The sequence below is a fragment of the Cellulosimicrobium sp. E-16 genome, assembly GCF_049913115.1.
In the GTDB taxonomy this organism is placed as follows: domain Bacteria; phylum Actinomycetota; class Actinomycetes; order Actinomycetales; family Cellulomonadaceae; genus Cellulosimicrobium.
Genome location: NZ_CP183974.1, coordinates 3,725,798 through 3,748,173, shown reverse-complemented (window position 1 = coordinate 3,748,173; position 22,376 = coordinate 3,725,798). Strand labels below are relative to the sequence as shown.

Below are 22,376 nucleotides of genomic sequence, written 5' to 3'. Positions count from 1 at the left end.
GCCGGGTCGCGGTGCGGGATGATGGCAGGGCAGGACCACCACGCACGGGCCGGACGACCAGGAGACCCCGCATGGACATCGTGACCGCGCCGGAACCCGCCGCGACCTCGTTGCGCGACGCCGTCTACACGCGGCTGCGCGCCGAGATCCTCAACGGCCGGGTCGACCCGCGCGAGCGGCTCACCGAGCCCAAGCTGAGCCGGCGCTTCGAGGTGTCGCGCACCCCGGTGCGCGAGGCCCTGTCCCGGCTCCTCTCCGACGGTCTCATCCAGCGCACCGACTTCGGGTACGCCGTCGTCGTGCCCAGCCTCGCCGAGCTGCGCGACCTCTACGAGCTGCGCGTGACCCTCGAGCTGCGCGGCGTCGAGCGCATCATCGAGAACACCGAGCTGCACTACGACACCGACGCGCTGCGCGACGAGCTCGGCCGGTGGGTCGAGCTCCGCGCCGCGCCGCCCGAGCCCGACCCGAGCTTCGTGCTCCTCGACGAGCGCTTCCACACCGTGCTGTCCCGCGCCGCGGGCAACGAACGCCTGACCGAGGCGCTCGTCGAGGTGAACGAGAAGGTGCGCGCCGTGCGCATGTACGACTTCGTCGAGTCCGAGCGCATCCGCATCACCATCGACGAGCACATCGAGATCCTCGAGCTCGCGCTCGCCGACCGCCTCCCCGAGGCCCGCACCGCGCTCCACCTGCACGTCGGCGAGTCGCTCGCCGTCGTCATGGAACGCGCGGCACGCGCGCTCTCCCGCATGGCGCTCGCCGTCTGACGCACCGACTGCTCGGCCCACCGGGGCGGCACGGACGGGAACTAGGCTGGGGCCGTTCTGTCCGACGGCGAGGCGTGGCCTCGCGCCCCTACCCCGGGGAGGGCGATGGCCGCCACGCTGCTCGTCGCGAACCGCGGCGAGATCGCCTGCCGCGTGCTGCGCAGCGCGCGGGAGCTCGGGCTGCGTACGGTCGCCGTGCACTCCGACGCGGACCGTGGGGCGCGGCACGTCCGGCTCGCGGACGACGCGGTGCGGATCGGTCCGGCATCCGTCACCGAGTCGTACGACGACGGTCGCCGGCTCCTCGACGCGGCGCTCGGCTCGGGCGCGGACGTCCTGCACCCGGGCTACGGCTTCCGCTCGGAGGACGCGGGCTTCGCCGCGACCGTCGAGGCGGCGGGGGTGACGTTCGCGGGCCCGACACCCGAGCAGCTCCGCGTCCTCGGTGACAAGGCCCGTGCCCGCGCGCTCGCGCAGGAGTGCGGTCTGCGGGTGCTGCCGGGGTCGCCGGTGCTCGGCGGCCTCGAGGACGCGCTCGGGTGGGCGGAGGAGATCGGCTTCCCGCTCGTGCTCAAGGACGCCGGTGGCGGGGGCGGGACGGGCGTGCACGTGTGCCGCGACGCGGCGGGGCTCGCCGCGGCGTGGCGGCGGGAGTCGTCGCGCCCGGGCTCGTCCGGACGGCTTTTCGTCGAGCGCCACGTCGACCGGGCACGCCACCTCGAGGTGCAGCTCTTCGGTGACGGGGCGGGCCGGGTCGTCTCGCTCGGCGACCGCGACTGCTCGCTCCAGCGCCGCCACCAGAAGGTCGTCGAGGTCGCGCCCGCGCCCGGCCTCGACCCCGGCGTGCGCAGGGCCCTGCACGACGGCGCTCGTCGCCTCGCGGCGCGGGTCGGGCTGCGCTCGGCCGCGACGCTGGAGGCGCTGCTCGACGTCGGCTCCGGCGAGGTCACGTTCCTCGAGGTGAACCCGCGGATCCAGGTCGAGCACACCGTGACCGAGGAGGTCACCGGCGTCGACCTGGTGGCCTGGATGCTGCGCCTCGCCCTGGGTGACACGACCGTGCTCGACGACGTGCCGCCGTCGGGCCCCGCCGTCCGGGGGGTGGCGGTGCAGGCGCGCCTCTACGCCGAGGACGTGCGCCACGGGCGACCCGCCGCGGGCACGATCGCGCGGTTCGACCTTCCGTGCGCGGGAGCGGGGACGGACGTCCGCGTCGAGACCGGCGCGAGCGCGGGTGACGAGCTCGGACCCGACGCGGACCCGCTGCTCGCGAAGGTCGTCGTGCACGCGACGTCGCACACGCGCGCGGTCGCGGGGCTGCGCGCCGCGCTCGGGGACGTGCGGGTGGACGGAGTCCCCACGAACGTCTCGCTGCTGCGCGCGGCGCTCGCCGACCCTGCCGTCGCCGAGGGGTCGGCGACCACCACCACGCTCGCGACCGTGCGCGACCCGGAGCCCTGGGTCGACGTGCTCGACCCGGGCGTCCTCACGACGGTGCAGGACTGGCCGGGACGCACCGGGTACTGGGGAGTGGGCATCCCGCCGTCGGGCCCGATGGACGACCTGTCGTTCCGCACCGGCAACCGCGCGCTCGGCAACCCCGAGGGCGCGGCGGGGCTCGAGTGCACCCTCTCCGGCCCGACCCTGCGGTTCTCGCACGAGGCGACGGTGTGCGTCACGGGGGCGCCGGCGCCCGTGACGGTCGACGGCGAGCCCGTGCGGCAGTGGGAGCCCGTCGTCGTCCCGGCGGGCGGCGTGCTCGCCGTGGGCGCGCCGCACGCCGTCGGGCTGCGGACGTACGTGCTCGTCGCGGGCGGCCTGGACGTCCCGGAGTACCTCGGGTCGGCAGCGACCTTCGTCCTCGGCGCCGTCGGCGGCCCGGCCGGGCGCGCGCTCGTCGCGGGCGACGCGCTGCACCCTCGCACCGCCGGTCCCGGGGCGGCCGGTCGGCCGGGCGAGACGGTGGCGAGCGCTCCCGGGCTCGGTGCCGCGGGCGCGGTGCCGCCCGACGCCCGCCCCCGGATGGGGCACTCGTGGGAGCTCGCGGTGACGACGGGGCCGCAGTCCGCAGCGCTCACCGCCGCCGCGCTCGGACGGCTGCGGACGGCGTGGTGGCGGGTCCTGCCGCACGCGGACCGGACCGGCGTGCGGCTCGCCGGGCCGCCGCTCACGTGGGTGCGGCCCGACGGCGGCGACGCGGGGCTCCACCCGTCCAACGTGCTCGACAACCCGTACTCGGTGGGTGCGCTGAACATCAGCGGGGACACGCCCATCCTGCTCGGTCCGGACGGACCGAGCCTCGGCGGCTTCGTGTGCGCGCTCACCGTCGTCGCCGGCTCCCGGTGGAAGCTCGGACAGATGCGGCCGGGCGACGTCGTGCGGTTCGTGACCGTCCACGACGACGGCGCCGACCGGCTGCGTCGCGACGACGCGGCCCGGGCGGCGGCGCGCGTCCCGACGGCGGTGCGCGCCGTCCGGGGCCGGGACGTCGAGGCCTTCGTCGGCGACGACGTCCGACCCCCGGGCGTGCCGGCGTCGCCCTCCGACCCGCGACCCGCGGTCCGCTACCTGCGCGGCGCCGACGACGCGCTCCTCGTGGAGTACGACGGGGGAGCGGGGCTCGACCTGCACGACCGTCTGCGCGTCCACGCCCTGGCGAGCGGTCTCGAGGCCGCGGCCCCGCGGGGCGTGCGCGACGTGACCCCGGGCGTCCGCACGCTCCACGTGCACGTCGATCCCGAGACCCTGCCGGTGGCACGGCTCGTCGGGCTGCTGCGCGAGCTGGAGGAGGACCTTCCGCCGAGCGACCAGATCGAGGTGCCGAGCCGCGTGCTCCGCCTGCCGCTGAGCTGGGACGACCCCGCGATCCGGGACGCCGTCGAACGCTACGCGGCCGGGGTCCGGTCCGACGCGCCGTGGCTGCCGTCCAACGTCGACTTCGTCCGGAGGGCCAACGGGCTCGCGAGCGTCGAGGACGTGCGGCGCACCGTCCTCGACGCCGAGTACCTCGTGCTCGGGCTCGGGGACGTGTACCTGGGCGCGCCGCTCGCGGTGCCGGTCGACCCGCGACACCGCCTGCTCACCACGAAGTACACCCCGGCACGTACCTGGACCCCGTCCGACGCCGTCGGTCTCGGGGGCGCGTTCCTGTGCGTGTACGGCATGGCGAGCCCCGGGGGCTACCAGCTCGTGGGCCGGACCGTCCCCGTCTGGTCGGCCCACGCGCAGCGCCCGCCGTTCCGCCCAGGCGTCCCGTGGCTGTTCCGCCACTTCGACCGGATCGTGTGGGAGCCGGTCGGCCCGGACGAGCTCGCCGAACGTCGCGCGGCGGCCCGTGCGGGAGTCCTGGAGGTGCCGGTCGAGGACGGCGTCTTCTCCGGCCGGGAGCACGCCGCGCTCCTCGCCCGCGAGGCGGACGACATCGCCGCGGTCGGGGCGGCGCGGCGCGCGGCGTTCGGACGCGAGGCGGCGGCCTGGGCAGCAGCGGGCGAGCTCGTCGGGTCCGCCGCGCGCGCGACCGCGCGCCGCGGACCCGACCCGGCGTCCGCCGGCGCACGCGACACCGGGCTCGCCCCCGCCGACCTCGACGACCCGGCGCGCGTCGTGCTGCGCGCGCCGCTGGGCGGGGTGGTGTGGCGCGTGGAGGCGTCCCCGGGGCGGCGCGTCACCGAGGGCTCGCCCGTCGTCGTGCTCGAGGCGATGAAGCTCGAGCTGCCGGTCCTGGCGCCGTCCGACGGTGTCGTCGTCGACGTCCGCGTGCGCCCGGGCGACCACGTGCGCGCCGGCGACCGGCTCGCCGTCGTGCGCCTCGACGCATGACCCGCGAAACGCCGTCCTCGCGGGTGCCTACCGCGTGGTGAACAGCCGCGCGGCCTGGGACTCGGCGTCGGCGTAGGTCTGGGCGGCCGCGCCGAGCGCCGCCGTGATGTCGTCGAGCGCGAGCTCGACCTGGTTCTGCGTGGTCTGCCACTGCGTCATCACGCCCGTGAAGGACGTCGCCGCGCCGCCGCGCCACGACGCCTGCAGGTCGGTCAGGTGGCGCATCATGGCCCCGACCTCCGCCCGGATCGCCGTGACCGACCCGTTCACCGCCGCGCTCGCCTGGGCGACCCGTGCGCTGTCGACCTCGTACCGGCTCATGTCGTCCTCCGTCGTCTCGTCGGCCCGCGGGCCGTCCCGCACGCGGCGGGTGCCGGTGCGACGACGACGCTAGCCACGGGACCCCGGGCGCCGCGGGCGCGGCGACGTCCCTGTGGGCGACGGATCAGGAAGCGGGACCTGTGGACGGCGCCGACGCCTCTGCCAGCTTGAGCTGCTCCTTGCGCAGCCGCTGGAGCTCCGCGTCGAGGTTCTGCCGCGCAGGCTCCTCCCACGCGGCGCCGAGCGGGCTCGAGAAGAGCGACCGGCGGTCGAGCAGCTTGGTGAGGATCGCGATGCGGGCCCGCACGTAGTCGGGCTTCGGGATGTGCGCGTACTCGTCGCGCACGTCCCTGAGGTACTCCTTGTAGCGCTGCGGCTCCGCGGCGAGCATCGCGAGGTCGGCGTCGCACAGCACCGCGCAGTCGAAGTCCGACGCGTCCGGCGCGTGCCGCACGAGGGCGTTCACGAGGTACGCGACGCGGCGGACCGCCGGCTCGGGGACCCCCAGGCTCGTGAGCTCGGCGCTCGCGAGCGTGGCGCTCGCCGACTCGTCCTCGCCGCCCTTGTTCGCGTACGTCGCACGGCCCTTCGCATCGAAGATCGCGCCGTGGTACCAGGCGGCGAGGCGCACCAGGTCGGGGTCGTGCGTCTCCTGGGAGAGCTCGTCGACCCGGCCGAGCACGTCGGCGAGGTGGCGCAGGTTGTGGAAGTGGCGGTCCGGCTGGTCCCAGCGGTCGAGCAGCCCCTGCCCGACGGCGCGGACCTCGTCGTCCGGGGCGGTCGCCCCGGCGCCACGGGCGCTGCGGACGAACGAGGAGAGGAACCACTGCGGTGCGTCGGCGCTGTTGACGCCCATGGACTTTCGCCTTCTTCGACGGACACTTCGACGGACACGAGGAGATGACGGAGGCGGTCGGCACCAGGCGTGGTGCCGGGTGCGGAGGCCCCCGCGTCGCCGCGCGGCCTCACTACCAGCCTAGGTCTCGCGGGACGACCCGCCATCGTAGCCGCACTCGGAGGTGCCTCGGGAACCTGGAGACCGCTTGCGCGCGGCAGGTCGGACGCGCCGGAGCGGATCCGCAGGTGGGGCGCGGTGCGTGCCCGTCAGGAGGCGAGCGGGAGGTCCACGCGGACGGTGAGCCCCCCGCCCGTCGTCTCGTGCACCGACACCCGACCCCGGTGCGCCCCCGCGATCGCGGCGACGATCGCCAGGCCCAGGCCCGAGCCGCCCGACGCGCGGTTGCGCGAGGAGTCCGCGCGGTAGAACCGCTCGAACACCCGGCCGCGCTGCTCGCTGGGGACGCCCGGGCCGTGGTCGCGCACCTCGAGCACGGCGACCGTGCCGGGGGAGCCGTCCCGCGCGTCGTCGGGCGGCGTCGCGGGGCGGACGGCGCCCAGCGCGATCTCGACCGGCGTCCCCGCGGGCGTGTGGCGCGCGACGTTCCCGACGAGGTTCGCGAGCACCTGCCGCAGCCGGTCCTCGTCGCCGACGACGCGCAGCGCCGCCGGCGCCTCCGCGCCGGGGGACAGACCTACCAGCCGGACGTCGCGCGTGGGGTCGAGCGCGTGCAGGTCCTGCGCGGAGTCGCGCGCGAGCGAGACGAGGTCCACGGGCTCGTGCCGCAGCGGCCGGCCCTCGTCGAGGCGGGCGAGCGCGAGCAGGTCGTTGACGAGCGTCCCCATCCGGGTCGCCGAGTCCTCGATGCGTCCCATCGTGTCGTCGACCTTGTCGGGCGTGTCGAGCGCCCCCATCCGGTACAGCTCGCCGTAGCCGCGGATCGTCGCGAGCGGCGTGCGCAGCTCGTGGCTCGCGTCGGACACGAACCGCCGCATCCGCTCCTCCGACGCCTCCTGGACCGCGAACGCCTCCTCGATCTGCGAGAGCATCGCGTTGAGCGACGCGGCCAGGGAACCCACCTCGGTCGTCGGCGGGGCGGGGCGCACGCGCCGCGACAGGTCGCCCGCCGCGATGTCCGCCGCCGTCTCCTCGATCTCGCGCAGCGGGCGCAGCGCGCGGTGCACGGCGAGGTAGGCGACGGCGCCGCCGACGAGGGCGATCCCCAGCGCCGAGAGCGCGAGCGCGCGGCCCAGCACCTTGACCGTCTCGTGGATTCCGGTGAGCGGGAGGGCGACGAACGCCGTGCCGTCCCGCTGGCTCGTCAGCTCGGAGCCGTAGAAGAACGGGACCACGCGCCACTGGGCCGGGTCGGTGCCGCCCTCCGAGCTCACGGTGAAGGGCTCGCCGAGGCTCGCCTCCACCTCGGGGTCCGACATGGCGGGGATCGCGGGGACCCCGTAGAGGTTCGCGGTGGCCGGCCACCGCAAGGGGATCTCGGTCCCGTCGTTCGGCCGGACGAGGACGTAGTAGTCGCTCGGAAGCTGTGAGCCCGCGCCGGTGCGGTCGTTGAGCGTGGCGCGTGCGACCCACCCCGCGGACCGCTCGAGCTGCTGGTCGACCTGGCGGACCAGGTGGCTCGACACGACCGTCGTCGTGACGACCGACGCCAGCCCGAGCCCCGCGGCGAGCAGGAGCACCGTGATGGCGACGAGCCGGGCGCGCAGCGGCACGCGCGCGAACCAGCCCCACCCCTCGGTGGGGACGGGACGGCCGAAGGGGCGTTCCGCCGTCGGGCCGCCGTCGCCCGTCGAGGCAGGGGCTCCCGCCCCGGGGGCGTCGCCCGTGCCCGACGGCCCGGGGTCGGCGGGCGTCGTGCCCGAGCCGGGGGGCGGGGGAGGGGGCGGTGGGACCGGCCGGGAACCCGTCGTCGTGCGGTCGGGGCCGGACGTCATGAGGTCGTCGGCGGCTGGCGCAGCAGGTAGCCCACGCCGCGCTTGGTGTGGATCAGCGGCGGGAGCGCGACGGGCTCGCCGTCGGGACCGGGCACCGTGAGGTTGTCGATCTTGCGCCGCAGGTAGGAGATGTAGGACTCGACGATGTTCGCGTCGCCGCCCCAGTCGTACTGCCACACGTGGTCGAGGATCTGCGCCTTCGACAGCACGCGGCCCGCGTTGAGCATGAGGTACCGCAGGAGCTTGAACTCCGTGGGGGAGAGGTCGACGTCGATGCCCGCGCGGCGGACCTCGTGCGAGTCCTCGTCCATCTCGAGGTCGGCGAAGCGCAGCACCGCGTCCTCGACGGGCTCGGCGTGCGTGCGGCGCAGCACCGCGCGGATGCGCGCCACGACCTCCTCCAGGCTGAACGGCTTCGTCACGTAGTCGTCGCCGCCGACGGTGAGGCCGGTGATCTTGTCGCGCGTGTCGTCCTTCGCCGTGAGGAAGACGACGGGCGTGTGCTGCCCCTTCTCCCGCAGGCGGCGCGTGACGGTGAACCCGTCCATGTCCGGGAGCATCACGTCGAGCACGACGAGGTCGGGCTCGACGTCGCGTACGAGCCGCAGGGCGCTCTGCCCGTCCGCGGCGGCGTGGACCTCGAACCCGGCGAAGCGCAGGGACGTGGCCAGCAGCTCGCGGATGTTCGGCTCGTCGTCGACGACGACGAGGCGTGCCTCAGGGGTGGTGCTCATGCCTCCAGTGTCCTCCCGCGGTCTGGGAGTCGCCTGGGAACGGGCTCCACCGCGACCCGTTCCTGAGGTGGCTCCCGCGCGGTGCGCGTGGGCGGCGTCGGGCAGGATGGCGGGCGTGCGGATCACGGTGGACCAGAGGCGACGGCGGCTCGTCGCGCAACAGCTCGCGCTCGCGACGGACCTGCCCGGACGCCCGGCGGCCCGCACCCCCGAGGACGTCGTCGACCGGCTGCTCGCCCTGCACGCCACCGACGCCCCGAGCGTCTACCTCTCCGTCCTCGCGCGGGTCCCCGGCCTCGTGCTCGACGACGTCCGGGACGCCGTGTTCCGGCGGCGCACCCTGGTCAAGGTGCTCGCCATGCGGCGCACGATGTTCGTGGTGCGGCGCGAGACCGTGCCCGTCGTGCACGCGGCCGCCGCGCTCGCGGTGGCCCGGCGGCTGCGCGCCCGCCTGCTCAAGGAGCTCGCGACGCTGCCCACGGACCCGCCGGTCGACGACGCGGCGACCTTCCTCGCCGCCGTCGAGGCCCAGGTGCACGGCGCGCTCGCGGAGCACGGGCCGATGGACGGCGCGAGCCTGTCCAAGGCCGCCCCGCTCCTGCGCACCGCGTTCCTGCCCACCACCGACAAGACGTGGGACGTGCGCCGCACGATGACGTCCCAGCTCATGTCGCTGCTCTCCGCGGAGGGCGCGGTCGTGCGCGGCGAGCCGCGCGGGTCGTGGTCGTCCAACCGGCACGTCTGGTCGCCCGTCGAGGACTGGTTCCCCGGCGGCATCCCCGCGATGGAGGAGGCGGCCGCGCGCACGGCGCTGGCCCGCTCCTGGCTCGAGGTGTTCGGGCCGGCGACGGTCAAGGACCTGACGTGGTGGACCGGCTGGAACCAGCGGGACACGCGCGCCGCGCTCGCGGCGCTCGACGTCGTCGAGGTCGAGGTCGAGACCGGCACGCAGGACGACCCGTCCCCGCAGGCCGGCGTGATGCTGCGCGGGACCGACGTGCCCGGACCCGACGAGGTCTCGCTCGCAGGGCACGTCGCGCTCCTGCCGTCGCTCGACCCGACGACGATGGGCTGGGCCGCGCGCGACTGGTACCTCGGCCCGCACAAGGCCGCGATCTTCGACACGATCGGCAACGCCGGCGCGACCGTCTGGTGGGAGGGCCGGATCGTCGGCGCGTGGGCCGTCCGCCCGGGCGGGGAGCCGGCGTTCCGCCTGCTCGAGGGCGTGGGGTCGGACGCCGAGCGCGCCGTCGCCGCGGAGGCCGAGCGCATCGCGGCGCTCCTGGGCGGCGACGGCGTGACGGCCTCGTTCCCCACGCCGCTGTACCGCGAGCTCCACGCCTGACAGCGAGGCCCTGGCTCGGTCAGAGGTAGCGCAGCGGGTCGAACTCCTCGAGCGGGATGATGCGCACGCGCGGCAGGACGGTCGTGAACGCCCCCGCGTGGTCCTCGAGGTCGAACACCTCGAGCCCGCGCCCGGTGAGCTCCGTGAGCCGCACGTTGACGAACTCGCGGAACGCGAGGACGCCCACCCGGCGGTCCGGGTCGTCGAGCAGCGTCTCGACCTGCGGCAGGAAGTCCCCGTCGTGGCTCGCGAGCAGCACGTCGCCCGGCTGGTCGACGATCGCGTCGAGCATCCGCTGGATACCGATGTCCACGACCTTCTCGCTGCCCGAGCCGGCGAGCGGGATCGGCCGGTAGCCCATCGCGAGGAGCGCCTGCACGAACGACATCGGCATCTGGCCCGACGACGCGTTGAGGAAGAACAGCGGCGTGACGTCCTGGCCCCAGGCCTGGCGCGCGAACTCCACGATGCGGTCCCACCGTGGCCGCTCCTCCGGTGCGGGACGGTGCCCGAGGACGTTCATGCCGAGCGTTGCGTCGATGTTCTCGCCGTCGACGACGAGGTAGGTGCGGCGCGGCGTCGTCAGCGCTCGGCCGTCGGAGGTCTGGAGGTCGGACATGCTGGTCAGCCTATCCGCGCGACGGTCCCCTGCCATGTCCACGACGTGGGTGTTTGCGTCGGGGTACCCCGGAGTGGGTACCGTCGGACCTCGTGACCACGTACGACACCGACGCCACGGCCGCAACCGGAACCGTCCGGCTCACGGTCGTCCAGAACTCTCCGGACGTCACGCTCGACGCCTACGCCGACCAGCTCGCCGCCGACCTGCGGGTCGTGCGCCCGTACGACGGCGACACGATCCCCCCGGCGGACGAGGTCGGGGACGGCCTCGTCGTGCTGGGCGGACACATGTCCGCGCACGACGACGAGCGCGCCCCCTGGCTGCCCGCGCTGCGCGAGACCCTGCTCGCCGCCGCGACGACCGGCGTCCCGACGCTCGGCATCTGCCTCGGGGCCCAGCTCCTCGCCGTCGCCGGCGGTGGGCAGGTCCAGGTCGCCGCGCCTCCGGGGCGCGAGGCCGGCGCGACCCGCGTCTTCTGGCGCGCCGTCGCCGAGGCCGACCCCGTGCTCTCCGTGCTCTCGGTGCCCGCCGCGGGCGACGCGCCGGTGCGGTACGTGACGAGCATGCACGCCGACGCCGTCGTCGACCTTCCCTCCGGCGCCGTCTGGCTCGGGTCGTCCAACATGTACCCCTACCAGGCGTTCCGCCTCGGCTCGGCGCTCGGCGTGCTGTTCCACCCCGAGGCGACGCGTGCGGGCTTCGAGGCGTGGTGCGACGCGTTCGACGACGTCGACACCGCCGCCGCCCTGGCCGGTTTTGACGAGCACGCGCCGGAGATCCTCGACGGCGGCCGTCGTCTCGCCGAGGCCTTCGTCGCCGAGGTCCGCGCGAGCGTCGGTCAGAGCGTCCCGGCCTGACCCGAGGCTCACCAGTCGGAGGTCGGGGCGTCCTGGGTGGTGGTGCCCGACTCGATCGCGGGCGTGACCTGGGTGGGCGACACCTGCGGGGCGGGGGACGAGCCCTGCTTGAGGGCGGCGAGCCGGGCCTCGATCTCGACCGCCTCGCCGGACGTCTCGAGCTCGGCGAACTGGGAGTCGATGCTCGACGCCGCGACCTCGGCCTGACCGATCGCCTGGGCCTCCTCGCGGCGGACGATCTCCTCGTAGCGCGAGATCTCGCTGGTGGGGTCGAGCACGTTGATCGAGCTGATCGCGCCCTGGACGGTCTGCTGGGCCTGGGCGCTCTTCTGCCGGGCGACGAGCGAGTCGCGCTTGGACCTCAGCTCGCCGAGCTTGTCCTTCATCATCGCGAGCCCGGACTTGAGCTTCTCGACCGACTCGCGCTGCGAGGCGATGAGCGGCTCGGCCTGACGGACCTCGCCCTCGGCGGAGATCTGCTTGCCGAGCGCGAGCTTGGCGAGGTTGTCGAACTTGTCGGCGTTGGCGGTGTCGCCCTGCTGCCGGTAGCGGTCGGCCTGCGCGGAGGCGGCGACGGCCTTCTGGCCCCACTCCTGCACGGCGGCGACGTCCTCGTTGTAGTCCTGCTCCGCGAGGCGGAGGTTGCCGATGGTCTGCGCGACGGCCTGCTCGGCGTCGGCGATGTTGTTCGTGTAGTCGCGCACGAGCTGGTCCAGCATCTTCTGCGGGTCCTCCGCGTTGTCCAGGAGCGCGTTGATGTTCGCGCGGGCGAGCTGCGCGATCCGTCCGAAGATGCTCTGCTTCTCCGCCATGGTCGTCCCTCTCTGGTGAGCCGTCTCGTGCTGGTCGGTGCTGCGTGCCGGTCTCGTTCGTCCGTCTCGTCGCTCAGGTCGTGGGTGCTCGCGGTCCCCGTCAGAAGCGTCCGCCGCGGCCCGAGCGCCCGCCCGACGAGCGGCCGCCGGAGCGCCCGCCCGACCGGCCGCCGCCGAAGCCGCCGCCCCCGGACCCGCCCCCGAAGCTCCCGCCGCCGAACCCGCCGGACCGGCCGCCGCCCCCGCCGCCGCGCAGGATCGAGTCGAGCAGGATGCCGCCGAGCACCATGCCCCCGACGTTGCTCCCACCGCCGCCACCACCGCCGAACGTCCCGCCGCCCTGCGACGACTGCCAGCTCGATGCGTCCTGCTGGGCGCGCTGCGCGGCGGACTGCGCCTGCGCGTCGGCCTGCTGCGCGCGGTCGAGCGCGGCGACGGGGTCGGTCGGCTGGAGGGCGCGGGCCTCGCCGAGCAGGCGGATCGCCTCCGAGAGCCGGGTGCGTGCCTCGGGACCGACGGCGCCGCGTCGGGTCTCGATGAAGTCGTTCGTCGCGCGGACCTGCGAGTCGACGCGAGCGAGCGTGTCGCGCAGGAGCGCGTTCGCGCGCGCGGCCTGCTCGGCACGCTCGCGGAAGGGTGCGAGCGCGGCGTCGAGCGCGGCCTCGGCCGCGGTGAGGCGCCGCAGCGCCGCGAGCGGGTCGCCTCCGTCGCGCGCGGCGCTCGCCGTCGTCGCGGCCGCCTGCGCCTCCGCGAGGGCCGGGGCCACGGCGGGGTCCGCGGGAGCCAGCCGGCCTGCGTCGGCGATGTCGGAGGTGATCGAGGCCAGCCCCCTGTCGAGGCGCGGGCCCGACTCGGCGAGATCCGTGCCGGCCCGGTCGACGCCGTCGAGCAGCGTGACCGCCTGCCCGACGGCGTTCTGCGCCGCGCGCGCGAGCGCGACCGCCGTCGCGCGGTCCTTGCCGGCGAGCGCCTCGCGGCCCCGCGTGACGGACTCCCGGGCGTTCGCGACGAGTGCCTGCGCCTGGTCGGGGTTCTGCGCGACGGACGCGAGCGACGTCGGCGGGTACGTGCGGGCGAGGCCCTCGAGGGTCGCGCGCGCCGGCTCGACGCGGGCGAGGACCTCGCTCGCGCGCTGGTCCGTCTCGTCGAGCACCTGAGGGGCGCGCGCCTGGAGGTCGCGCAGCTCGTCGAACGTGCGTGACTGGGCGTCGAGGGACTCCGCGACGTCGTCGCACAGCGCGACGATGCGGGCCATCGCGTCCCGGGCCTGGGGCTCGGTCTCGGGGCGGTCGTCGTCGAGCTGCTGACGGAGCGCGAACGCCTCCGAGACCTTCCGCTTGCCCTCGGCGAGCGCGGCGGAGAACTGCTGCGTCGCCTCGAGGCCGAACTGGGCCTGCGCGAAGCCGAGCTCCTGCTCCGACGTCTTCACGGCGTCGTCGATCGCGACGAGGGCGGCGCTCGCGCGCCGGTTGAGCTCGTCCGTCGGCAGGCTCCCCAGCTCGTCCCCGCCCGCGGGCGCCCCGGCCGGGTGGGCACGGCGTCGCCTCGCGACGCTGCGCACGACCAGCACGACCACGAGGACGAGCACGCCGAGCCCGAGCAGGACCCAGAACCAGGAGACGCCGCCGGAGCCCTGGCTCGCGCCGCGCGCGACCTCGGCCGCGGCGATCGCGGCGCCCGCCCAGTCGTCGTCCCGCAGCTCGTCCTCCACCGCGGCGGAGATCCGGTCCAGCTCGGCGTCGGTGAGGGACACGTTGTTGTCGTAGGAGAGCCCGTAGCGCCGGTCCTCGGTCGCGACGGCGAGGAGCAGGTCGTCGACCCCGAGCCCGGACGTGTTGGCGGTGGCGTTCGCCCAGTCGACGCCGTCCATGCCGTCGAAGCTCGCGACGTACACGACGAAGAGCTGGAGGTCGGTGTCCTGCGCGAGGCGGTCGAGCGCGTCCTGGACCTCGTCGGTCTGGTTGCCGAGCACGCCGTCGGGGTCGGTGATCTCGCCCGCGACGTCCAACGGGGCCACGGCGTGGGCGGTCGCGGCGGGGAGGAGCAGGGCGAGGCCGGTCACGAGGGCGACGAGCGCCGCCGCGACGAGGGCGAGCGACGCGCGCGCGCCACGGTCCGCGGCGGCGCGGGGGAGCGAGGGACGGTGGGCCGTGCTCACGCGCCGATCCTTTCCCAGCCCCTGGGGTCCCGCAATCGGGGCCGGGGCGCCGTGGGGCGTACCGCCGTCGGCGGGCACGACGGCGGAGGCCCGCCTCCCTCTCGGGGAGACGGGCCTCGTGACGCTCGACCGGTGCGGTCGGTCACCCGCAGGTCAGCGCCGCGTAGGGCGCGCTGACCTCGCTCGTGACGCCTCCGGCGACCGCGCTGACGACGGCGTCGCCCGCCGCCACCGAGGCGGCGCGCACCGCGAACGACTGGTACGCGTTCGCGCCCGGGGCGACGCTCGCGACGGTGCGCGATCCGAACGGCGTCGAGAGGGTCGCCGCGAGCGGCGCCTCGCCGCCGTTGGTCGCCCGGACAGCGACGTACGCCTTGCCCGCGAGGCAGCGCGTCGTGGCCTCGACCGTGACGTCCGCCTCCGCGGGGAGGTCGGTCGGGTACGCGACGACCTGCGGGGAGGCGAACGAGCCGACGGCGGGAGCACCCGTGTCGTTGACGACGTGGTCGATGCCGCCCGACCCGTTGAGGAAGACGCTCGTCATCGACCGGAACGTCACGCCCGCGCGGACCGGCGTCTGGATGCCGCTCGCGACGCGCACGTCCACGCCCTGGTTGAAGAACGAGTACACGCCCAGCCCGAGGGCGTCGTGCTGCTGGACGTGGTCGCCCACCCGGTACGACGCGTACCCCTTGCGGTCGCCGTCCATGAACGCGGCCTGGCTCGGCACGTCGTAGGGGATCTCGCTCTGGTAGAACACCGTGCGGCCGCGCTCGCCGTTCCAGATCGTCTGGTTCTTCTGGTAGTGCTCGACGAACAGGCCCGTGGCCGTCACGTCGTCGCCGTTCACGACGACGCCGTGGTCGCCCGTGTTCTGGTCCCACCCGATGCCGGCGCCGTGGTCCCCGCGCCAGGCCCAGATGTGGTCCATGAGGACGTGGTCGCTGTTGACCTCGATGCTCGTCGTCGCCTTGCCGACCCACGGCCCGCCGACGCGGACGAAGACGTCGGTGAGCGTCGTCGGGTCGGCGGCGTCCGCCACGTGCGCGTCCGCCGGACCGACGCGCACGAGGACGTCCGACTCGACCGGTCCGGCGTCGACCGTGATGCCCGCGACCTTCACGCCCGCGACGTCGCCGATCTCCAGCGCCGCGGTGCCCGACGTCGGGGCGAGCGACGCGTAGCCGAGGCCGAGCACGACCGTGTCGGGGTTCTCGACCTGGATCGCCTCGTCGAGGTGGTAGACGCCGGGGGTGAGGAGGAGGTTCTTGCCGGTCGACAGGGCCGCGTTGATCTCCGCCGCCGAGTCGCCCTCGTGGGCGACGAAGAAGCTGTCGAGGGAGAGCTTCTGGCCCGCGTCCGCATCGGTCGACCAGTCGACGCCGCGCGTCTCGGTCCGCGCGTCCGGCACGAACACGGCGAGGTCCTCGCCGTCGCGGAAGAGGAACGGCGCCTCCCGGCTCAGCGGGGTCGTGTCGAGCGTCGTCTTGTTGCCGGCGGTGCCGTCGGGCTGGGGGCCGAAGTCCGTGGCCGGGGCGCCCTCGACGCCGGAGAAGACCATGTTCCACACGCCGCCGTCCCAGGTGCCGACCTCGGAGTTGCGCGTGTACCACTGCTGCTGCGAGCCGGTCACGAGACGGCCGGAGACGCGCGAGTTGGCGAGGTAGCCGCCGCTCGCGTACTCGCCGAAGCGGCCGAACACCGTGAGGTCGCCCTGGATGTCGACCCGGCGCAGCGGCGCGGCCTGCGACACCGCGAACCGGAGCTGGTGCGGGTCCGTGATCCCGGCCGGGAACGGGCGGTTCACGTCCTCGTCGACCGGGCGCTGGATGGGGTTGATCGCGACGTTGCTCAGCGAGCGCCAGAAGCGCGTCAGCGAGCCCGGGTCCTGGCAGCTCCACGGGTTGTTGGGGCAGCTCACGACCGGCTGCACGCTCAGCGCGCCGTTGACGAGCACGTCGTCCGGCTGTGCGCCCAGGCCGGCGATCGCGGTGTAGTAGCCGACCTCGGCGTTGACGATGCCGGTCGCCGTCGCCGGGTCGTTCGCGCCGGACGCGTCGCCGTACACGCCGGGCTCGAAGAACACGGCGTGCCGGTCCTGGCTGAACTCCGCCTCGTCGTTGATCGACGCGAGGTAGGTGTTGATCTGGTCCACCGACCACGAGTCGTCGATGAAGACGACGTTCGGTCCGAGGTCGGGGTCGGTGGCCGGGGCGGCCGTCGCGGGCGCGCCGAGCGCCACGCCCGTCGCGGCCACGGCGAGCGCCGCCACGCCCGCGCCGGCGGCACGGGCGCGACGGGCCGTTCTGCTCGCGCCGGGGATGGTCGTCGAGAGGGTCACGGTGGGTGTTCTCCTTCGAACAGGGGGCCGGCGCAACGCACCGACGCCGGCGCGACGTCGCGCCGATGCGGGGAGCCTAGAGCACGACTGACTGTCTTGTCAGTAACTTGCTGGGAGCGCTCTCACATCGTGGGATGACCCGTGAGTGCATGAAATATGTCGCCCCGAATCGGTTCGAGACGACACATTTCACGCACTCAACGGGGGCGGTCGTCACTGCACGACGCCCAGGTCCTCGTGCTCTCGGTCGGACTGGGCCTTGTTCCGTGCCGGGCGGGTGCCGCGCTCCTGCGTCGCGGGGCCCCCACCCGTCACTGCACGACGCCCAGGTCCTCGGCGTCGACGATGCGGTAGGCGTACCCCTGCTCCGCCAGGAACCGCTGGCGGTGGGCCGCGAAGTCCTGGTCCACGGTGTCGCGCGCGACGACGGCGTAGAAGTGCGCGGTCCGACCGTCCGACTTGGGGCGCATGACGCGGCCGAGACGCTGGGCCTCCTCCTGGCGCGACCCGAACGACCCCGACACCTGGATCGCGACCGACGCCTCGGGCAGGTCGATCGAGAAGTTCGCGACCTTCGACACGACGAGCCGCGAGATCTCGCCCGAGCGGAACGCGTCGAACAGGCGCTGGCGCTCGCGGACCGTCGTCGCGCCCGTGATGAGCGGCGCGTCGAGGTGGTTGCTCAGCTCCTCGAGCTGGTCGAGGTACTGGCCGATCACGAGCACCTGGTCGTCCGGGTGCTGCGCGACGATCTGCTCCACGACGCGGTTCTTTCCCGCGGCGGTCGCGGCGAGCCGGTACTTGTCCTCCGGCTCCGCGACGGCGTACGTCATGCGGTCGGACTCGGGCAGGGTGAGGCGCACCTCGACGCAGTCGGCGGGCGCGATGTACCCCTGCGCCTCGATGTCCTTCCACGGGGCGTCGTAGCGCTTGGGCCCGATGAGCGAGAACACCTCGTCCTCCCGGCCGTCCTCGCGCACGAGCGTCGCGGTGAGCCCGAGCCGCCGGCGCGCCTGGAGGTCCGCCGTCATGCGGAAGATCGGCGCGGGCAGCAGGTGGACCTCGTCGTAGACCACGAGGCCCCAGTCGCGCGCGTCGAGCAGCTCGAGGTGCGTGTACACGCCCTTGCGCTTGGTCGTCAGCACCTGGTAGGTCGCGATCGTGACGGGCTTGATCTCCTTGCGCGCGCCCGAGTACTCGCCGATCTCGTCCTCGGTGAGCGTCGTGCGCCGCACGAGCTCGTCGCGCCACTGGCGGGCGCTGACCGTGTTCGTCACGAGGATGAGGGTGGTCGTCCCGGACTTCGCCATGGCGCCCGCTCCGACGATCGTCTTGCCGGCGCCGCACGGCAGCACGACGACGCCGCTCCCGCCGTGCCAGAACCCGTCCACGGCCTGCGCCTGGTACGGGCGCATCTCCCACGGCTTCGGCGCCTCGCCCTCGACGCGCGGGGGCGTCGTCGGGCTGAGCGCGATGGCGTGCTTCTCGCCGTCGACGTACCCCGCGAGGTCCTCGGCGGGCCAGCCGAGCTTCACGAGGACCTGCTTGAGGTGGCCGCGCTCGGACGGGTGGACGACGACGGTCGTGTCGTCGATGCGGTCGCCCACCAGCCCGGCGGTGCGCTTGGACTTGAGGACCTCGGCGAGCACGGCGCGGTCGGTCGCCTCGAGCACCAGGCCGTGCGTCGGGTGCTGTGCGAGCGTGAGCCGCCCGTAGCGCGACATCGTCTCCGCCACGTCGACGAGCAGCGCGTGGGGCACCGGGTAGCGCGAGTACTCGATGAGCGTGTTGACGACCTGCTCGGCGTCGTGGCCCGCCGCGCGCGCGTTCCACAGCCCGAGCGGCGTCAGCCGGTACGTGTGGACGTGCTCGGGGGCGCGCTCAAGCTCGGCGAACGGCGCGATCGCGCGGCGCGCGTCGTCGGCGCGCGGGTGGTCGACCTCGAGCAGCAGCGACTTGTCGCTCTGGACGATGAGGGGTCCGTCGGTCATGTGTCTCCTTGCCGAGGTAGAACCGTGGTCTCGCGAGGGAGAACCGTGGTGCCGCGAGGTCGAGGCGTGGTCGCGACCACGGTCCTACCTCGCGGCACCAGGACTCTCCGTCGGCGGGGTGTCGGGGGCCACGGACGCGATGCGGTGCACCGCGACCGTGAGCTCCGCGTCGCGCGCCGGGTCCTGCGCGCGCAGCCGTCCGGCATCGAGCGTCAGGGGTCGCACGCGGCGGCGGTCCTGCGAGCCCGTCGGCCCGACCACCTCGAGCCAGACCGACGCCCCGTCCGCGATCGCCTCGCGCAGCAGACCCAACGCGGCCACCGGGTCGGTTGTTCCCTCCGCGGGGGCGTACCCGTCGGGGCGTCCGTTCGTGCCCGACGGCGTCCGCTCGCCCGGGCGCGTCCCGTCGCCCTCCGCGTGGGCCGTCCGTCCGGGACGCCCGCCCGCTCCGTCACCCGCGCGCTCGGCCGAGCGCGCGTCCGCCGCGCGCAGGCGTGCGACGAGGTCCGCGAACCGCTGGGTGCGCTCGGCGGCGCCGCCCGGCTCGTCGACGCGCGCCCCGGAACCGGGGACGACCCCGGTCCGCGCGCGCCCGCCCGCGCGCCGCCCTGACGGGGCGACCCGGCCGCGTCGGGACGGTGCGACGCCGTCGGGCGCGCCACGCCGTCCGGCCCGGTCCGCGACGAGCACACGCCCGTCCGGGCCCTCGACGACGGCCGGCACGCCGCGGGCGCGCAACGCCTCCTGGAGCTCACCGGCGGGAGCGGCCGACGCGAGCACGGTCGGCGCGAGGAGCACCAGCCCCAGCCCGCGCAGGGCCGGGTCCTCCGCGATCCCGGCGAGCAGGACCGGGTCCTCGGCACGCACGTACGACGACGCCGTCCCCACCCGCACGCGGCCGTGGCGGCGGGCCGTGTCGCGCACCAGGTACTCGAGCGGCTGGGGCACCGGCGTGCGCGAGTGCGCCGCGAGCTCGGCGAGCAGCTCGTCGGCCGTCGCGCCGCGGTCGAGGGCGCGCAGGACGGAGTCCGGGGTGAAGCGGACGGTCGTCGCGGCGCCGCGGGACTCGACGTCGGCCGCGACCTCCACGAGCCGCTCGAGCGTCCGCGACGGCCGACCCGGCACGATGCCCGTGAGGTCGCCCTGGAGCAGCAGGTCGTCGACCTCGGCCGGGAGCACCGCCTCGAAGGCGGCGCCGGGATCGGTCGGGCCGGTCCCGGGCGACGACGCCGCGTCGTCGGACCCGAGGAGGGCAAGGCCCGGGGGAGCGAGCGCACCCGCGCCGGTGACCCCCAGCAGCGCGGCCTCGCGCAGCAGCCCCGCGACGGCCTGCTCCGGTGGCACCGCCCGCGGCGTGCGCCACCGCAGCACCGCGACGACGTCGGCCGCGGCGAGCGGGCGCCCGGGGGCGAGATCGAGGACGTCCAGGACGGACCGCCGCAGCCGGGGCACCCAGGGGCGCCACAGCTCCGGGTCGAGCGCGGCACGCAGGGCACCCTTCTCGTCGCGGCTGCCCACGAGCCAGGGGGTGCGTCGCGAGCGCCACCAGCCGCGGGCGAGCGTCGCCCAGCGATCGCCCAGGTCGTCGTCGAGCCAGTCCTCCGCGGCGAGGGTCGGGGCGAACGTGGGCGGGTCGTCGCCGTCGTCGGCCACGAGCCCCGCCGCCGCGGCCAGCTCGACGACCGCGGCCGCCGTCGGGTCGTCCACCTCGAGCGCGACGGCGGCCCGCCGCAGGTCGCGCACCCCGAGCCCGCCGGCCCGCAGCACGCCGGGCGGGTGCTCCGTCCAGTGCGTCACGAGCCGCGCGACGAGGCGCACGGCTTCGAGCCCGGCGCTCGCGGACTCGGCGTCGACCGTCGCCGCCGGGAGCTCTCGGACCTCCGGGACGGGCGGCGCGGTCCGGACGCCGCGGTGCGTACGACCGCCCCGCAGGGCGAGCCCCACCTCGCGTGGCAGCACGACGTGCCGCTCGTCCGTCGCGCGCAGGTACCCGTTCCCCACGAGGTAGCCCGTCGCGCGCCGGGCCGGCGCGTCCGCGCGGGGCGCGACCCCGACAGGCGGCCCCCACGTCAGCGCGTCGAGGATCGCCCGAGCGCCCGGCGGGGCGTCGTCGGGCAGGTCGCCGGGCGGCGCGCTCGTCCCGGCCGCGCTCGCGTCGCCGGCGGCGAAGGGGCCGAGGCCGGCGGGGTGGGGGCCGAGGACTTCCGCGACACCTGGCGCCGGGCGGAACCCGGCCGACCGTGCGCCGGGGGTCCAGACGAGCGCGAGCTCGTCGAGGAGGGCGAGCGCGGCGGTGACGCGGGGCCGGTCGACGCCCGTCGCCCGGGCGACCGCTGCCGCCGTCGCGGCCGACCCCACGGAGTCGAGGACCAGCACCGACTCGAGGACGTGGAGCGTCAGCTCGTCCAACCCCGCGAGCGCGCGTTCCAGGCTCGTCCGGTTCATCGCGCGCGCGGCGAGCGAGAGCAGGGTCGAGGGCGACGGCGTCGCGAGGTCGGGCCGCCGTCCGAGCAGCGCGACCAGGGCTGCGTCGTCGCGCTGGCGCAGCGACTCGCTGTACGTCGGAGCCCGCTCGGGCCGGGAGGTGGCCATCCGTTCGATGTTACGCGCCGGGCCCGGTCCCACGAGATCGGTGATCGCGCTCGAGATCGGCAGTCGGGACCGTCGATCTCGACGGAACGTGCCGACGTCGTGCCGGACCGCGGAGCTCAGAGAGGCGGGAGGAACGGGTCGGGGCGGAGGCCGCGGACGACGTCGGGCGGGACGTGCCGCAGGACCCGCGCCACGACGTGCGACGGCCGGTCCCTGGACGTGACGCGCAGCAGGCGGTTCCCCGTGCGCTCGATCGCCTCCTGTCGCAGCTTCTCCTGGACGAGCACGCGGCCCGGGTCCTCGCGGGGCGCCAGCCCGGACGGACCGGTGCGGTACTTCACGAGGCCGTCGAACTCCAGCAGCAGCCGCCACCGCGTCCAGCCGAGGTCTACCCGCACCGGGCCGACCTCGGTCCGGAGCGGCACCTGCGTGTCCGGGCGCGGCAACCCGGTCCGCAGGAGGACGTACCGCAGCCAGGTCTCGCGAGCCGACTCCGCGCCCGGGTCCGCGAGCTCGAGCAGGTGCCGGCCCTGACGTGAACCGCGCCCTCGCGGCAGTCGGTCGAGGACGGCCGCGACGTCGGACCGCCGGACGCCCCGCGCGAGCGCCGCGTCCGCCACGACGAGACCGTCGAGCGCGGGCATCGTGCGCAGGCAGTCGGCGGCGGTGCGCGCGAGCGAGGTCGCGGTGACTCCGAGGGTCGTCACCCGGTCCTCGGCACCGACCTCGCCGACGTGCCGCGTCACGTCGCGCGCCGCGGAGCCCGACCTGCGGTACGGCTGGAACACGTGGGTCGTCGTGGGGAGCTCCCACACGGGCAGGCCGTGCAGGAGCGCTGCGGACGCGTGGCTCACGACGGGGTCGGCGCGCAGGGCGTGGGCGACGGCACGGGCTCGGGCGACCGCGAGCGTGCGCTCCGCCACGAGGGGCGGGACGTCGGGCGGGGGCGTGTCGCGGTACGCGCCGCGCCGCACGCGTTCCCACTCCCCGGCGGCGAGGCGGCGCCGGGCCTCTTCCGGGAGGTGCTCGTGCGCGAGGTGCACAGGGGTCTGGGGCTCTCGACTCGGCATGGGAAGAGATCGTGCCGCTCCTGAGACCGCCGCCGGCCGGGCGGTACCAGAGCTGTGGACGGCGCCCGCGCGGTGCAGCGGTTGTGGACGGCGCCCCTGACGCGCCCCCGTGCCATGCAGGCCCGGCGCACCTGTTCGGCAGGTTCTGTCGACA

15 protein-coding genes are annotated in these 22,376 nt (G+C 75.3%); 4 read left to right on the top strand and 11 right to left on the bottom strand.

What is annotated here, in order from left to right:
• Positions 1 to 71: 71 nt before the first annotated feature.
• Positions 72 to 770, top strand: coding sequence for a GntR family transcriptional regulator (locus tag ACN9MS_RS16405; RefSeq protein WP_047232408.1), 699 nt, complete (start codon positions 72 to 74; stop codon positions 768 to 770).
• Between the two features lie 105 nt (positions 771 to 875).
• Positions 876 to 4,589 carry an urea carboxylase gene (gene uca, locus ACN9MS_RS16400; RefSeq protein ID WP_426309517.1) on the top strand — a complete coding sequence of 1,238 codons (3,714 nt, stop codon included), beginning with the start codon at positions 876 to 878 and terminating at the stop codon, positions 4,587 to 4,589.
• 27 nt (positions 4,590 to 4,616) lie between these two features.
• On the opposite strand, the gene ACN9MS_RS16395 is transcribed toward uca, so the two are convergent.
• The 4 genes from ACN9MS_RS16395 to ACN9MS_RS16380 all read right to left on the bottom strand — a co-directional run bounded on the left by ACN9MS_RS16395 (position 4,617) and on the right by ACN9MS_RS16380 (position 8,434).
• Positions 4,617 to 4,910: a WXG100 family type VII secretion target gene (locus tag ACN9MS_RS16395; protein ID WP_237840153.1), complete on the bottom strand. Its 294-nt coding sequence runs from the start codon at positions 4,908 to 4,910 to the stop codon at positions 4,617 to 4,619.
• A gap of 124 nt (positions 4,911 to 5,034) precedes the next feature.
• The gene (locus ACN9MS_RS16390; RefSeq protein WP_426309516.1) at positions 5,035 to 5,766 is read right to left on the bottom strand and encodes an HD domain-containing protein; all 732 of its coding nucleotides are present in this window, start codon (positions 5,764 to 5,766) and stop codon (positions 5,035 to 5,037) included.
• Positions 5,767 to 6,014: 248 nt separating this feature from the next.
• Complete coding sequence (locus ACN9MS_RS16385; protein ID WP_426309515.1) at positions 6,015 to 7,700, bottom strand: sensor histidine kinase; 1,686 nt, start codon at positions 7,698 to 7,700, stop codon at positions 6,015 to 6,017.
• Complete coding sequence (locus ACN9MS_RS16380) at positions 7,697 to 8,434, bottom strand: response regulator transcription factor (RefSeq protein ID WP_378216568.1); 738 nt, start codon at positions 8,432 to 8,434, stop codon at positions 7,697 to 7,699. Before ACN9MS_RS16380 ends, ACN9MS_RS16385 begins: the two co-directional genes overlap by 4 nt.
• A gap of 115 nt (positions 8,435 to 8,549) precedes the next feature.
• Here ACN9MS_RS16380 and ACN9MS_RS16375 point away from each other — a divergent pair, with 115 nt between their 5' ends.
• Positions 8,550 to 9,779 (top strand): winged helix DNA-binding domain-containing protein, encoded by a 1,230-nt coding sequence (locus ACN9MS_RS16375; protein ID WP_426309514.1) that lies wholly within the window; start codon positions 8,550 to 8,552, stop codon positions 9,777 to 9,779.
• A gap of 19 nt (positions 9,780 to 9,798) precedes the next feature.
• On the opposite strand, the gene ACN9MS_RS16370 is transcribed toward ACN9MS_RS16375, so the two are convergent.
• The gene (locus ACN9MS_RS16370) at positions 9,799 to 10,398 is read right to left on the bottom strand and encodes an NYN domain-containing protein (protein ID WP_205206933.1); all 600 of its coding nucleotides are present in this window, start codon (positions 10,396 to 10,398) and stop codon (positions 9,799 to 9,801) included.
• 92 nt (positions 10,399 to 10,490) lie between these two features.
• On the opposite strand from ACN9MS_RS16370, the gene ACN9MS_RS16365 reads away from it, so the two are divergent.
• Positions 10,491 to 11,258, top strand: a complete 768-nt coding sequence (locus ACN9MS_RS16365) for a type 1 glutamine amidotransferase (protein WP_426309513.1) — start codon at positions 10,491 to 10,493, stop codon at positions 11,256 to 11,258.
• A gap of 8 nt (positions 11,259 to 11,266) precedes the next feature.
• Here the strand turns inward: ACN9MS_RS16365 and ACN9MS_RS16360 are convergent, their stop codons facing one another.
• The 6 genes from ACN9MS_RS16360 to ACN9MS_RS16335 all read right to left on the bottom strand — a co-directional run bounded on the left by ACN9MS_RS16360 (position 11,267) and on the right by ACN9MS_RS16335 (position 22,222).
• Positions 11,267 to 12,070, bottom strand: coding sequence for a PspA/IM30 family protein (locus ACN9MS_RS16360; protein ID WP_426309512.1), 804 nt, complete (start codon positions 12,068 to 12,070; stop codon positions 11,267 to 11,269).
• 100 nt (positions 12,071 to 12,170) lie between these two features.
• Positions 12,171 to 14,228 (bottom strand): TPM domain-containing protein, encoded by a 2,058-nt coding sequence (locus ACN9MS_RS16355; protein ID WP_426309511.1) that lies wholly within the window; start codon positions 14,226 to 14,228, stop codon positions 12,171 to 12,173.
• Positions 14,229 to 14,370: 142 nt separating this feature from the next.
• Entirely contained in the window at positions 14,371 to 16,569 is a 2,199-nt protein-coding gene (locus tag ACN9MS_RS16350; protein ID WP_426309510.1) for an adenylyl cyclase, read from the bottom strand.
• Positions 16,570 to 16,880: 311 nt separating this feature from the next.
• On the bottom strand, positions 16,881 to 18,560 hold the full coding sequence (locus ACN9MS_RS16345; protein ID WP_426309509.1) for a DNA repair helicase XPB: 1,680 nt from the start codon (positions 18,558 to 18,560) through the stop codon (positions 16,881 to 16,883).
• An 84-nt stretch (positions 18,561 to 18,644) separates the two neighbouring features.
• Entirely contained in the window at positions 18,645 to 21,152 is a 2,508-nt protein-coding gene (locus ACN9MS_RS16340) for a helicase-associated domain-containing protein (RefSeq protein ID WP_426309508.1), read from the bottom strand.
• A 116-nt stretch (positions 21,153 to 21,268) separates the two neighbouring features.
• Complete coding sequence (locus tag ACN9MS_RS16335; RefSeq protein WP_426309507.1) at positions 21,269 to 22,222, bottom strand: hypothetical protein; 954 nt, start codon at positions 22,220 to 22,222, stop codon at positions 21,269 to 21,271.
• Positions 22,223 to 22,376 lie beyond the last annotated feature (154 nt).